This is a genomic window from Burkholderia sp. 9120 (genome assembly GCF_000745015.1).
In the GTDB taxonomy this organism is placed as follows: Bacteria; Pseudomonadota; Gammaproteobacteria; order Burkholderiales; family Burkholderiaceae; genus Paraburkholderia.
Genome location: NZ_JQNA01000002.1, coordinates 1,476,183 through 1,489,102 on the forward strand (window position 1 = coordinate 1,476,183; position 12,920 = coordinate 1,489,102).

Genomic DNA, 12,920 nt, shown 5'->3' on the forward strand with positions numbered 1-12,920 from the left:
CGGTGCAACCCTGTCCGCGGTTTTTACGCAGCGCTCGCGTGCCACGATGTCGACCTCGGCGCGCTATCCGCGCATGTCGATTTCCGCTGTTATTGTTCGTCGTCGGGTAAACGGCCTTGCGGCCGTTGTTGCGCCACAACCGCGCCCCACAAACGCCCACGGTGAACACGATGACCCTGAAGCTTTATGCCCATCCCTTCTCCTCGTACTGCCAGAAGGTCCTGACCGCGCTCTACGAAAACGACACGCCGTTCGAACTGCGCAAGCTGGCGCACGACGACCCGCAAGTCATGGCCGAATTCGCTGCGCTCTGGCCGATCAAGCGCTTTCCGCTGCTGGTCGACGGCAGCCGGACCGTGATGGAGGCGAGCGTGATCATCGAATACCTCGGACTGGTACATCCCGGGCCGGTGCGACTGCTGCCCGCCGATCCGCTCGCCGCGCTGGAGGTGCGCACTATGGATCGCTTCTTCGACAATTACATCTCCACGCCGCAACAACGGATCGTGTACGACAGCATGCGTCCGGATGCGGAGCGCGATCCGATCGGCGTCGCCGAAGCGCGCGCCGCGCTCGACACCGCGTACGGCTGGTTGAACGACGTGATGGCGGAGCGCGAATGGGCCGCCGGCGACCACTTCAGCCTCGCCGATTGCGGCGCCGCGCCGTTCCTGTTCTACGCGGACTGGACGCACCGCATCGGAGCGGCGTATCCGCATGTGCTGGCGTACCGCAAGCGCCTGCTGGCGCGCTCGTCGTTTGCGCGCGCGGTCGACGAAGCGCGGCCATACCGCTCGTACTTTCCGCTCGGCGCGCCCGACCGCGATTAGTCAGACACCCGCCGTCGAGCACACGCCGGCTGCCCCATACACGGGACCGCCGGACCGTCGCGCGGGCGCATCCCTCGTCGCCCGCAAAACCCCACTGCGACAACAGGTTTTCCACCCTATACACTTCACGTCGAAACCCAATTCCGCCCATCACTCATAAGGCAAAAAACATGGACCGTTTCGAAGCGATGGAGATATTTACGCGGGTGGTGGAAGCGAACAGCTTCACCAAAGTATCCGAATCGCTCGACCTGCCCCGCGCCAAAGTCAGCCGCACGATTCAGGCGCTGGAGGAACACGTCGGCGTGCGTCTCCTGAACCGTTCGACGCGCCAGGTCAGCGTCACCGAAGACGGCGCGGCCTTCTACGAACGCTGCGTGAGCATCCTCGCCGAAGTCGCCGAGGCCGAATCGTCGCTGTCGAACAAGCGCGAAAATCCGGCCGGCACGATTCGCGTGGATACGTCCGGCACGCTCGCGCGAGCGCTGCTGCTGCCCGCGCTCGACGATTTCTACCGCCAGTACCCCGAGATCGACGTGCGGCTCGGGCTCGCGGATCGCAATATCGATCTGATTCAGGACGGCGTGGATTGCGTGATCCGCATGGGCACGCCGGAGGAGTCGAGTCTGGTGGCGCGGCGCATCGGCCAGGCGCGCATTGTCACGTGCGCATCGCCGGCGTATCTGGAGCAGTACGGCACGCCGACCACGCTCGAAGAATTGAGCGAGCATCGTGCAGTCAATTACGTGTCGGCGCGCACCGGCCGAACCTTCCCGTTCGAATACGAAGTGGCCGGCGAAATCGCCAAGGTCACGCTGAAGAGCGTGCTCGCGGTGAACGACGGCTCGGTCTACATCGGCGCGGCCGCGCTCGGCCACGGCATCATTCAGCCGTCGCGCTTCATGGTGGCCGATCTGATCAAGGAAGGCGCGCTGAAGGAAATCCTGACCGACCACACGAGCCCGAGTACACCGCTGTCGATTCTGTACGCGCATCGCCGCAATCTGAGCTCGCGGCTGCGTGCGTTTATCGACTGGGTGAGCGAGTTGTCGCGCAACAATCCGGATCTGCGCATCCCGGACGCTTGAGCGGCAAGCGGCGATCAGCGGCAAGCACCACGCACCACGCGCTCCAAAAGCAAAAACCCCATGCGTGACAAAAAACGCATGGGGTTTTTCTTTGCAGAACCCGACTTCGCTGCCGTCAGGCTCTCAACCTCGATCAGGCAATCCGCTCTTCATTCGACGGATCGAACAGCACCGCCTTCGACGTGTCGAACAACAGCGTGGTGTTCGTCAGCGGCTGCGGATTCGACGCCGGGTGAACACGGCTCACGATACGCTTGCCGTTCACCTGCGCGAACACCAGCGTATCCGGACCGGTCGGCTCGATCACGTCGACCTTCACTTCGATCGATTGCAGCTGCGAGTTGTCGCCGTGCGCGCCGCGTGCGTCGGTGATGCGTTCCGGACGCAAGCCCAGAATCACCTCACGGCCCACATGCGACTTCACCTTGGCCGAATCGAACGGCAGGTTCAACGCCGTACGCGTCACACCCGTATCCAGTTCGAGCGCCACGCCCGCGCCCTGCTCCACCAGCTTGCCCTGAATGAAGTTCATCGGCGGCGCGCCGATGAAGCCGGCCACGAACAGATTCGACGGCGAGTCGTAGATTTCCTGCGGCGCGCCGAACTGCTGCACGATGCCGTCTTTCATCACCGCGATGCGGTCGCCGAGCGTCATCGCTTCGATCTGATCGTGCGTCACGTAGACGATCGTCGTGCCGAGGCGTTGATGCAGCAACTTGATTTCCGAACGCATCTCGATCCGCAGCTTCGCGTCGAGGTTCGACAGCGGTTCGTCGAACAGGAACATCACCGGATCGCGCGCCAAGGCGCGGCCCATCGCCACACGCTGACGCTGGCCGCCGGACAGTTGCCCCGGCTTGCGGTCCAGCAGGTGCGTGATCTGCAGCGTGTTCGACACGCGGTCGACGATCTGCGTCTGCTCCTGCTTCGGCACCTTGCGGATGTTCAGGCCAAACGAGATGTTCTCGCGTACCGTCATGGACGGATACAGTGCGTACGACTGGAACACCATCGCGATATCGCGATCTTTCGGCGACAGGTTGTTCACCGTCTTGCCGTCGATCTGGATCTCGCCCTTGGTTACGGTTTCGAGGCCGGCGATCATATTGAGCAGCGTCGACTTACCGCAGCCCGAGCCGCCGACCAGAATCAGGAACTGGCCGTCTTCGATGTCGATGTTGACACCCTTCAGAACCGGCACCCCATTCGGGTAGGTCTTGTACACGTCACGGATGGAAAGGCTTGCCATGCTGTGAATCCTCTTTGTCTCTGGTACTGCTTGAAAACGTCTTGTGTGACGGCGGCGGATCACATCACGCACCGCCGTCCTCGGATAGGTTTAGCCCGGCTTCAGCCCTTCACCGCGCCCGCCGTCAGGCCACGCACGAAATAGCGTCCGGCGACGATGTAGACCAGCAAGGTGGGCAGCGCCGCGATGATCGCGCCGGCCATGTCCACGTTGTATTCCTTCACGCCGGTCGAGGTGTTCACGAGGTTGTTCAGCGCCACCGTGATCGGCATCGAATCGACGCCGGAGAACACGATCCCGAACAGGAAGTCATTCCAGATCTGCGTGAATTGCCAGATCAGGCAGACCATGAAAATGGGCAGCGACACCGGCATCAGAATCTTCGTGAAAATCGTGAAGAAACCCGCGCCGTCGATCCGCGCCGCTTTCACGAGTTCAGCCGGAATGCTGACGTAGAAGTTGCGGAAGAACATCGTCGTGAAGGCGATCCCGTAGATCACGTGCACCACCACCAGACCGGTCGTGGTGTTCGACAGACCCATCATGCCTTCGAAGCGCGCCATCGGCAGCAGGATCGCCTGGAACGGAATGAAACAGCCGACCAGAATCATCGTGAAGATCGGGTCCGCGCCACGGAAGCGCCAGTGCGTCAGCACATAACCGTTGAACGCGCCGATGATCGACGAGATCAGCACGGCGGGAATCACCATCCGCACCGAGTTCATGAAGAACGGCTGCATCCCGTCGCAACGCACCCCGGTACAGGCGCCGCTCCATGCCTTGATCCACGGATCGATAGTCCAGTGCGTGGGCGGCGTCAACAGATTGCCGGTGCGCAACTGATCGATGTCCTTGAACGACGTGGACAGCATCACGTACAGCGGGAACAGGAAGTACAGGGCGAACAGAATCAAGGCCGCATAAATGACGGCACGGCTGATCGTCATCTTAGGCTGCATTGCGGGTGCTCCTCGATTCCAGATACATCAGCGGCACGAGCACGGCGACGACGGTGGCGAGCATCATCATCGACGAAGCCGCGCCGACGCCCAGTTGCCCGCGATTGAACGAAAACGTGTACATGAAAATAGCCGGCAGCGACGAAGACGTGCCCGGACCGCCCGCGGTCAGCGCGACGACCAGGTCGAAGGTCTTGATCGTGATGTGGCAGAGAATCAGCAGCACGGAGAAGAACACCGGACGCATGCTCGGAATCACGATCTTGCGGTAGATGGTGGGCAGCGCCGCGCCGTCCATCTGCGCGGCCTTGAAAATTTCAGCGTCGACGCCGCGCAAACCCGCGAGGAACAGCGCCATCACGAAGCCGGTGGATTGCCAGACGGCCGCGATCACGACGCAGAAGATCGCCTTGTCCGGGTCGCCCAGCCAGCTGAACGAGAAGCTCGTCCAGCCCCAGTCGTGGAACACCTTTTCGAGGCCGACGCTCGGCGTCATGATCCATTGCCACGCGGTACCCGTCACGATGAACGACAGTGCCATCGGGTACAGGAACACGGCGCGCAGCGCGCCTTCGTTGCGGATCTGCTGATCGAGCAGGATCGCGAGGAACAGACCGAGACCGATACAGATACCGATGAACGGAATGCCGAACCAGCCGAGGTTGGCCGCCGACGTCCAGAACACGTCGTTATCGAACAGCTCGCGATAACGGTCGAGACCGACAAAGTTATAACGAGGCATCAACCGCGAATCGGACAGCGACAGAAAGCCGGTAATTGCGATGAAGCCATACACGAAGATCAGGCTGATCACGACGCTGGGTGCGAGCACCAGCTTCGGAATCCAGCGATCGGCAAGCGCCGCCATCGGCGACGTGCGGCGGGCGGCGGTGGCCGTTTTCCCGTTTCCGCTGATAGAAGCAGTCACTACTCGACTCCTGCTGAAACTGAACCGCCGCGATACTCGCGTCTGACAGACGCAAGGCTGCAACGGCCTAGGTGTGACTCGATGAATCCAGAGATGAAACCGCCTGCCGACAAACCAGTCAGCTCAAGCCAGCGGTCTGAAGAGCGCGCCCGATGTGCGTGGAGTCACACCGGGCGCGCCGCTTCGCTTACTTCACTTACTTGGTCTTCGCTGCCTTCGCGAGCGCTGCAACTGCGCTCTTCGAATCCTGCTGCGAGTTCATGAACTTCGTGACCACGTCCGAGATCGCGCCGGCTGCTGCATCCGGTTGCGCCATGCCGTGAGCCAGCGACGGCACATAGCCGCCCGACTTGATCGCCACCTGTTCATCCGCGTACGACTTCTTCGCGCAGTCGTCGAACTTGGCCATCGACACGCCCAGACGCACCGGGATCGAGCCCTTGTTCAGGCTGAACTGTTCCTGGAAGTCCGGCGACATGATCGTCTTGGCCAGTGCCAGTTGACCCGGCGTGGCGGTCTTTTGGCCCTTCTGCTGGAAGAAAACGAACGAGTCGACGTTGAACGTGTAGGCCTTTTCCGTGCCCGGCACAGCAGCGCAGACGTAGTCCACACCCGACTTCTTGCCGGCGTTGGCGAATTCGCCCTTCGCCCAGTCGCCCATGAACTGCATACCGGCCTTGCCGTTGATGACCATAGCGGTGGCGAGGTTCCAGTCACGGCCCGTACGGCCCGCGTCGAAGTAACCCTGGATCTTGCGGACCGTGTCGAACACGCCGACCATCTGATCCGACGTCAGCGTCTTCTCGTCCAGATCCACCAGCGCCTTCTTGTAGAAGCCCGCGCCTTGCGACAGCACGACGTCTTCCCACAGCGTCAGGTCTTGCCACGGTTGACCGCCCATCGCGATCGGCTGGATGCCGTCGGCCTTCATCTTGTCGGCCAGCGCGAAGAACTCAGGCCACGTGGTCGGCACCTTGCCGCCTGCCTTGTCCAGCGCTGCCTTGTTGATGTACAGCCAGTTCACGCGGTGCACCGAGAACGGCGCGGCGACATAGTGACCGTCGGCGTGCATGATCTTGTCGATTTCCGGCGGCAGATTCTTCTTCCAGTCGCCGGCAGCTGCGTCGATCGGCACCAGCACGCCTTGCGACGCCCAGTCCTGAATCAGCGGACCCTTGATCTGCGCAGCGCTCGGTGCGTTACCCGAGATCACCTGCGTCTTCAGTGCCGTCATGGCAGCCGCGCCCGCGCCACCCGCAACCGCGAAGTCCTTCCACGTGTAACCCTGCTTCGTCATGTCGTCCTTGAGGACGCCGACGGCTTTCGATTCGCCGCCCGAAGTCCACCAGTGCAACACTTCGATCGACTCGGCAGCCTGCACGGCCGAGACGCCACACATCAGACCCGCAGCGCACAAAGCGCCCATGATCGCGCGAAATTTCATTGCTTATCTCCTCCAGACACCTGAACAAAAAACAAATGGCCCCTGATGTCGCCAGGGTGCTGTGGTTGGTTCAAACAGGCAAAACACTGGGCGATCGAGCACGGTCGGGCGCATGCGCGAGGCATGTGCCGGCGGACCGATGTCCGGCCGCTGGAAGCTCAACAGATGAGTGGTTCGGGATGCAACTGACTGTCTCCTCTTTTGATTTTTGCCTGCCCGCGTTGAGCGCGGCAGACTCGAGGTGCCTTGCACGTCAATTCGGGCAATCGCCTTTGCTGGCCGGTCGACTTCCCGGCTTTCCCTAAGGCTCGCCGGGCCGTGCTGACACGTGCCGAAAGGCAATGTCCGTTAACATGCAGGGAGCGCCTGCCGATTCGGGAAAACGCGCATCTTGCCTGCCAGCGCACGCTTTTTTCATCGAATTAGCGCTACCTCTTGATTTGGATTGTAGTTAAACTACAATTCAGTGTCAAAAAATATTTTATCGGACTACGGTCGCCCTTTCCGGTCATCCCGGCGGCCCCAGGACATCGACGGAGACTCATGCAAACCGACTCAAGCTTCACCTTCGTTCTCTTCGGCGGAACCGGCGATCTGTCGATGCGCAAGATCCTGCCGGCACTGTTTGAAGCACACCGTGCGGGCGGCATGCTTGCGGATAGCGGCAAGATCGTCGCGGTGGCGCGGCATGCTTCGGATCGCGCGGAGTACATCCAGTGGGTGAACGAGCACGTCAAATCGCATGTGTCGAAGAACGGGGTGGACGAAACGGCGTGGGCGAGCTTTCTCGCGCGCATCGAGTTCATCAACATCGACCTGAGCCAGGCGGAAGACTTCGTGCAGTTACGCGAGGTGATCGAGGGTTTGCCCGGTATCCGCGTGTTCTATCTGGCCACGGGGCCGTCGCTGTTCGTGCCGATCTGCCGCGCGCTCGCGTCGGTGGGGCTGAATGAAAATGCGCGCATCGTGCTGGAAAAGCCGCTCGGCTACGACCTGAAGTCGTCGAATGCCATTAACGATGCGGTCGGCGAAATCTTCACCGAAGAACAGATCTACCGGATCGACCACTACCTCGGCAAGGAACCGGTGCAGAACCTGCTGGCGCTGCGCTTCGGCAATGCGTTGTTCGAGCCGCTGTGGCGCCGCGAGTGGGTCGAGAGCATCCAGATCACGATTGCCGAAGAACTCGGCGTGGAAGCGCGCGGCGACTTCTACGACAACACCGGCGCGTTGCGCGACATGGTGCAGAACCATTTGCTGCAACTGCTTTCCATCGTCGCGATGGAACCGCCGCATTCCATGGATTCGGACTCAGTGCGCGATGAAAAGCTGCGCGTGCTGCGGGCGTTGAAACCGATCGATCCGCGCGATATCGGCAAGGTTGCCGTGCGCGGCCAGTATCATTCGGGCGTGATCCGCGGCAATGCGGTGCCGGCCTACGCCACCGAACCCGGCGTGAAGCCGGACAGCAGCACCGAAACCTTCGTCGCGCTGAAGGTCGAGATCGAGAACTGGCGTTGGGCCGGCGTGCCGTTTTTCCTGCGCACCGGCAAACGGCTGGCCGATCGCGTCGCCGAGATCGTGGTGAATTTTCGTGCGGTGCCGCATTCGGCGCTCGGCGCCTCGGCGTTGCGTGCCGGCGCGAACCGTCTGGTGATCCGTCTGCAGCCGAACGAAACCATTCGCCTCTACTGTCTCGCGAAGCAGCCGGGCGAAGGCATGAACCTCGCCAGCGTGCACCTCGACCTCGCATTCGACCAGTTCTTCCGCGAAGGGCAAATGGAAGCGTATCAACGCCTGTTGCTCGACGTGATCAACGGCCGCCTCGCGCTGTTTGTGCGGCGCGACGAGCAGGAAGCCGCATGGCGTTGGGTCGAACCGATCCTGAACGAATGGAAGGCGTCGATCAAGCCGCCGAAACCGTATGCATCGGGTACGTGGGGACCGGCCGCCTCGAGCGCGATGCTTGCGCAGCACGGCACCTGCTGGCTCGAAGAAGAGAATTGAACTGACACGCGGGACCTTCCCGCTGATCCAACAAAAAAGCAGCACGGAGGAGAAGTGATCCAGCTTCACGCTTTCGACGATCAACGCGCCCAATCCGACGCGTTGGCGAAAGCGGTCGGCGACGCATTACAAGCGTCGCTCGCCGCTCAGGCGGCCACATCCCAAAGCGGTGTGCGCCCGGCCATGCTTGCAGTGTCCGGCGGCAGCAGTCCGCGTCCGTTCCTGCAAACTTTGTCCACGCAATCTTTCGACTGGGCGCGCATTGCCGTGACGCTGGTCGACGACCGCTGGGTGCCGGAAACGGACAGCGCGAGCAACTCGCAACTGGCGCACGACACGCTGTTGCAGAACGCCGCGAAAAACGCCGCGTTCTGGCCGCTGGTCGACAGCACGCAAGAGCTGAACGCGCACGTTGCCGCGCTGAATGCCGACCCGCGCTTTAGCGTGGTGCCGGACGTCGCGATTCTCGGCATGGGTGAAGACGGCCATACGGCGTCGATCTTCGCCGACTCGCCCGAATGGGATCACGCGATCACCACGACCGAGCGCTTCGTCGCCGTGCATCCCGGCAGCGCGCCGCATGCGCGCGTGAGCTGGTCGCTGTCCGCGTTGAAAGAAGTGAAGCATCTGTTTTTGCTGATCGCAGGACCGCGCAAGATGGACGTGCTGAACGCCGCGTCCGCTTCGCTACAAAAAAATGCCATCTCGCAGTTGGCAAACGACAAGGGAGTGAGACTCGATGTCTACTGGTGTGCAAACTAAGGCTGTTCCGGGCGCGGGCCAGCACGCCGATGGACCGAGGCTGCTGGCCGACATCGGCGGCACCAATGCGCGCTTCGCGCTGGAAAACTCACCGGGCGAAATCGGCTCGGTGCACGTGTATCCGTGTGCGGACTATCCGGGCGTTGCCGAAGTTATCAAGAAGTATCTGAAGGACGTCAGGATCGGCCGCGTGAATCACGCGGCGATCGCGATTGCGAACCCGGTCGACGGCGATCAGGTGAGCATGACCAATCACGACTGGAGCTTTTCGATCGAAGCCACGCGCCGCGCGCTCGGCTTCGACACGCTGCTCGTAGTGAACGATTTCACGGCGCTGGCGATGGCGCTGCCGGGCCTCACCGACCAGCAACGCGTGCAGGTTGGCGGCGGCTCGCGCCGGCCGAATAGCGTGATCGGTTTGTTGGGCCCGGGCACCGGCATGGGCGTGTCCGGCCTGATTCCCGCCGACGACCGCTGGATCGCGCTAGGCAGCGAAGGCGGTCACGCCACCTTCGCGCCGGCCGACGAAACTGAAGACATCGTGCTGCAGTACGCGCGCAAAAAGTGGCCACACGTGTCGTTCGAACGGGTGGCTGCGGGTCCCGGCATCGAAGTGATTTATCGCGCGCTCGCGGGCCGCGACAAGAAGCGTGTGGCGGCGAATGTCGACACGGTCGAAATCGTCAAGCGCGCGCTGGAAGGCGAGCCGCTCGCGGCGGAATCCGTCGATGTGTTCTGCGGCATTCTCGGCACGTTTGCCGGCAATATCGCGGTGACGCTCGGTGCGTTGGGCGGCATTTATATTGGTGGTGGCGTCGTGCCGCGGCTGGGCGAATTTTTCGCGAAGTCGTCGTTTCGCAAGCGGTTCGAGGCGAAGGGTCGCTTCGAGGCGTATTTGCAGAACGTGCCGACGTATGTGATTACCGCTGAGTATCCGGCGTTTCTCGGCGTGTCGGCGATTCTGGCCGAGCAGTTGTCGAATCGCGCGGGCGGGAGTTCATCGGCGGTGTTCGAGCGGATCCGGCAGATGCGCGATGCGTTGACGCCCGCTGAGCGGCGCGTGGCGGATCTGGCGTTGAATCATCCGCGCTCGATCATCAACGATCCGATTGTGGATATCGCGCGTAAGGCGGACGTGAGTCAGCCGACGGTGATTCGCTTTTGCCGGTCGCTTGGGTGCCAGGGGTTGTCCGATTTCAAGCTGAAACTGGCGACGGGGTTGACCGGGACGATTCCGGTGAGTCATAGCCAGGTGCATCTCGGCGATACGGCGACGGACTTCGGTGCGAAAGTGCTGGATAACACCGTGTCGGCGATTTTGCAGTTGCGCGAGCATCTGAATTTCGAGCATGTCGAGCGGGCTATCGATCTGTTGAACGGGGCTCGAAGGATTGAGTTTTATGGGCTCGGGAATTCGAATATCGTCGCGCAGGATGCCCATTACAAGTTTTTCCGGTTTGGGATTCCTACCATTGCCTATGGGGATCTTTATATGCAGGCGGCTTCGGCTGCTCTGCTTGGGAAGGGGGATGTGATTGTTGCTGTGTCCAAGTCTGGACGGGCGCCTGAGTTGCTGCGCGTGCTGGATGTTGCGATGCAGGCTGGGGCTAAGGTGATTGCTATTACCTCGAGTAATACGCCTTTGGCTAAGCGGGCTACTGTTGCTTTGGAGACCGATCATATCGAGATTCGTGAGTCGCAGTTGTCGATGATTTCGCGGATTTTGCATCTGGTCATGATTGATATTTTGGCTGTTGGGGTGGCTATTCGGCGGGCTGTGCCTTCGGCTGATGTGGCTGAGACTGTGGCTAAGGCCCGGCAAGGGGCTGATGATGATGCTTCCGCTGTGCTCGATTGGTTGAGTCATGGGGCGGCTTCTTCGGCTCGGGATTGAGGTTAGGGGTTGGGCCTTTGGCGGCGGCAGAGTGGGTTGCTTTCGGTGTTGGCCTTTCCTTGATTTGGTAGTGGTCTATTAGCGATCCCCCTGTGCGGGGCGGCACTAACTTCTCTTTGCCGCGGCAAAGAGAAGTCAGCAAGAGAAAGCCGCTCACACCGCTAATTCTTAAGTGGGGCCCTCGCGCAGTTCCGGTAGTGGTGCATCTGGAATCTGGGTTCTCGCACACTCCGCGTTCGTGACACAGCAGTCATTCTTCCGGCGGCGCTGCGCGCGCCGCAGCGGTCGTTCACCCACGGCAGCGGCTAAGCTGGCTCCTCGCGCTGCGCGCTCGCCGGGCTCGCGCCGGCCCCTGAACGACGAAGATCAGCTCGATATCAACGAGTCGCACCGCCATGCCCACGACGTATTTCAACTCAGCATCAAGTAGCCAACGCAGTATGGACAGCGCAAATCTGCTCCGCATCACTAATTACTTGTGTTTCTGACACGCTCGTTGGGAAATTTCAGAAGAGGGGCATTCGCGCGCTATTTAGCCTGCCCGGGTGATCACTTGCCGCGCTGCTGGTTTTAGACTCGTTTTGTCGTGCACGTCACGACAAACGGGTGTCGCAGCCTGTGAAGCGCGAGCCACCGCACGCAGCAGTGCGGTCGCTTCTGAACGTCCTTTTTCTATGGGCGGGCCTTGGCGGGGGAGCCTCACGGCTCGCCGGTTCTTGGTATCGCGCACCGGTCTGCGAAACCCGGCAATGTGCCCGCTCACCCTGTATTTTCGAACGCGTGTCGGGCGATCCGAGTCAGCATCTGGAGATCGCATATGAGTAAATCCCCCAAGAATTCTCGACGCGCCCCGCGCCCTTCTGTCGATGCCATTCAGTACGAGAAACTTGCACTATCCACATTCGGACTCATTGAACGGTACACAGCGCAGTTGGACAAACTACTGACGCTTGCGACGTCGATTTACCAGAACCCCGCGATAACGCTTGGTGAAAGAACGCGGCAGCGAACGCTACTGGGGCTGTGGGTCGAAACCGGCGAAGACTACCGGCTGGAGGCCGAGGCCGATCGGGAGTTGTACGGCATCATCGCGCTGGATGCGAAGGGCGTTCCTCAAATGCAACTCACAGCGCGTCACGCGGCAGAGCTTTTGACAGGGAAACAGGAAGCGTCGAAGAGCAACGAGACTGACTGCGCAAGCGGTTCGATGCCGACCAGGCGAGCTCGCTCCAAATCATCCTCACGACGGACGGCCGTGACGCACTGACACGAACTCACGGCCACTTTGCCGCGATAGAACAGACGCGACCATGACCTGCACTCGAAAGCAAGACCGGGCATCCCGCATTGGATGCCCGAGTCGCCGAATGTGCTTTTACTATTTTCGGATCAACGCAGCACGGCCTCAACAACGCTAATTCGTTGCCCTGCGCAACAGGCGAATTTGAAAACGCAGGCATGTTCCGCACGCACGACAAATTGCAATTCCCGCTCAGCACGACAAGAAATCACGCGTGGTGTGCGGCACCTCGCGGAGGCGAGACGAAGCCGACGGCCCTCGCGGCGCGAGCTCCCAACCCCCGACTTCAACGCCGACCATTCCGGCGAGCGCGCAGCGCGAGGACCCCGCTTAGCAGGGGAGTGCGTGAACGACCGCCGCGGCGCGCGAAGCGCCGCCGGAAGAATGACTGCTGTGCCACAGACGCGAAATGCGCGAGAACCCAGATTCCAGATGCCCCACTACCGTGGCTGCGCGAGG

The 12,920-nt window shown here is 61.4% G+C and carries 10 protein-coding genes; 6 read left to right on the forward strand and 4 right to left on the reverse strand.

Annotated features, from left to right (window positions below; genetic code table 11):
• Positions 1-170 precede the first annotated feature (170 nt).
• Together FA94_RS14865 and FA94_RS14870 are read left to right on the forward strand one after the other, a co-directional pair.
• Entirely contained in the window at positions 171-830 is a 660-nt protein-coding gene (locus FA94_RS14865; protein ID WP_035552423.1) for a glutathione S-transferase family protein, read from the forward strand.
• Between the two features lie 170 nt (positions 831-1,000).
• Positions 1,001-1,918, forward strand: coding sequence for a LysR family transcriptional regulator (locus FA94_RS14870; RefSeq protein WP_035552427.1), 918 nt, complete (start codon positions 1,001-1,003; stop codon positions 1,916-1,918).
• Positions 1,919-2,051: 133 nt separating this feature from the next.
• Here the strand turns inward: FA94_RS14870 and FA94_RS14875 are convergent, their stop codons facing one another.
• The 4 genes from FA94_RS14875 to FA94_RS14890 all read right to left on the reverse strand — a co-directional run bounded on the left by FA94_RS14875 (position 2,052) and on the right by FA94_RS14890 (position 6,498).
• A complete protein-coding gene (locus tag FA94_RS14875; RefSeq protein ID WP_035552429.1) occupies positions 2,052-3,167 on the reverse strand; it encodes an ABC transporter ATP-binding protein in 1,116 nt (371 codons plus the stop codon).
• Positions 3,168-3,268: 101 nt separating this feature from the next.
• A complete protein-coding gene (locus tag FA94_RS14880; RefSeq protein ID WP_105507541.1) occupies positions 3,269-4,126 on the reverse strand; it encodes a carbohydrate ABC transporter permease in 858 nt (285 codons plus the stop codon).
• On the reverse strand, positions 4,116-5,054 hold the full coding sequence (locus FA94_RS14885) for a carbohydrate ABC transporter permease (protein WP_035552437.1): 939 nt from the start codon (positions 5,052-5,054) through the stop codon (positions 4,116-4,118). The genes FA94_RS14880 and FA94_RS14885 overlap by 11 nt, the downstream gene beginning before the upstream one ends.
• A 196-nt stretch (positions 5,055-5,250) precedes the next feature.
• Positions 5,251-6,498, reverse strand: a complete 1,248-nt coding sequence (locus FA94_RS14890; RefSeq protein ID WP_035552441.1) for an ABC transporter substrate-binding protein — start codon at positions 6,496-6,498, stop codon at positions 5,251-5,253.
• 543 nt (positions 6,499-7,041) lie between these two features.
• Here FA94_RS14890 and zwf point away from each other — a divergent pair.
• From zwf to FA94_RS14910, 4 genes are all read left to right on the forward strand, one after another.
• Positions 7,042-8,505 (forward strand): glucose-6-phosphate dehydrogenase, encoded by a 1,464-nt coding sequence (gene zwf, locus FA94_RS14895; RefSeq protein ID WP_035552445.1) that lies wholly within the window; start codon positions 7,042-7,044, stop codon positions 8,503-8,505.
• Positions 8,506-8,559: 54 nt separating this feature from the next.
• A complete protein-coding gene (gene pgl / locus FA94_RS14900; protein WP_035552446.1) occupies positions 8,560-9,267 on the forward strand; it encodes a 6-phosphogluconolactonase in 708 nt (235 codons plus the stop codon).
• Positions 9,245-11,161 carry a bifunctional transcriptional regulator/glucokinase gene (locus FA94_RS14905; protein ID WP_035552449.1) on the forward strand — a complete coding sequence of 639 codons (1,917 nt, stop codon included), beginning with the start codon at positions 9,245-9,247 and terminating at the stop codon, positions 11,159-11,161. The genes pgl and FA94_RS14905 overlap by 23 nt, the downstream gene beginning before the upstream one ends.
• 817 nt (positions 11,162-11,978) lie before the next feature.
• A complete protein-coding gene (locus FA94_RS14910) occupies positions 11,979-12,428 on the forward strand; it encodes a hypothetical protein (protein ID WP_035552451.1) in 450 nt (149 codons plus the stop codon).
• Positions 12,429-12,920: the final 492 nt, after the last annotated feature.

Bases quoted from the DNA above. Each gene is read 5' to 3' on its own strand.
- FA94_RS14865 (WP_035552423.1), top strand. From the start codon at position 171: ATGACCCTGAAGCTTTATGCCCATCCCTTCTCCTCGTACTGCCAGAAG.
- FA94_RS14870 (WP_035552427.1), top strand. From the start codon at position 1,001: ATGGACCGTTTCGAAGCGATGGAGATATTTACGCGGGTGGTGGAAGCG.
- FA94_RS14875 (WP_035552429.1), bottom strand. From the start codon at position 3,167: ATGGCAAGCCTTTCCATCCGTGACGTGTACAAGACCTACCCGAATGGG.
- FA94_RS14880 (WP_105507541.1), bottom strand. From the start codon at position 4,126: ATGCAGCCTAAGATGACGATCAGCCGTGCCGTCATTTATGCGGCCTTG.
- FA94_RS14890 (WP_035552441.1), bottom strand. From the start codon at position 6,498: ATGAAATTTCGCGCGATCATGGGCGCTTTGTGCGCTGCGGGTCTGATG.
- zwf (WP_035552445.1), top strand. From the start codon at position 7,042: ATGCAAACCGACTCAAGCTTCACCTTCGTTCTCTTCGGCGGAACCGGC.
- FA94_RS14905 (WP_035552449.1), top strand. From the start codon at position 9,245: ATGTCTACTGGTGTGCAAACTAAGGCTGTTCCGGGCGCGGGCCAGCAC.
- FA94_RS14910 (WP_035552451.1), top strand. From the start codon at position 11,979: ATGAGTAAATCCCCCAAGAATTCTCGACGCGCCCCGCGCCCTTCTGTC.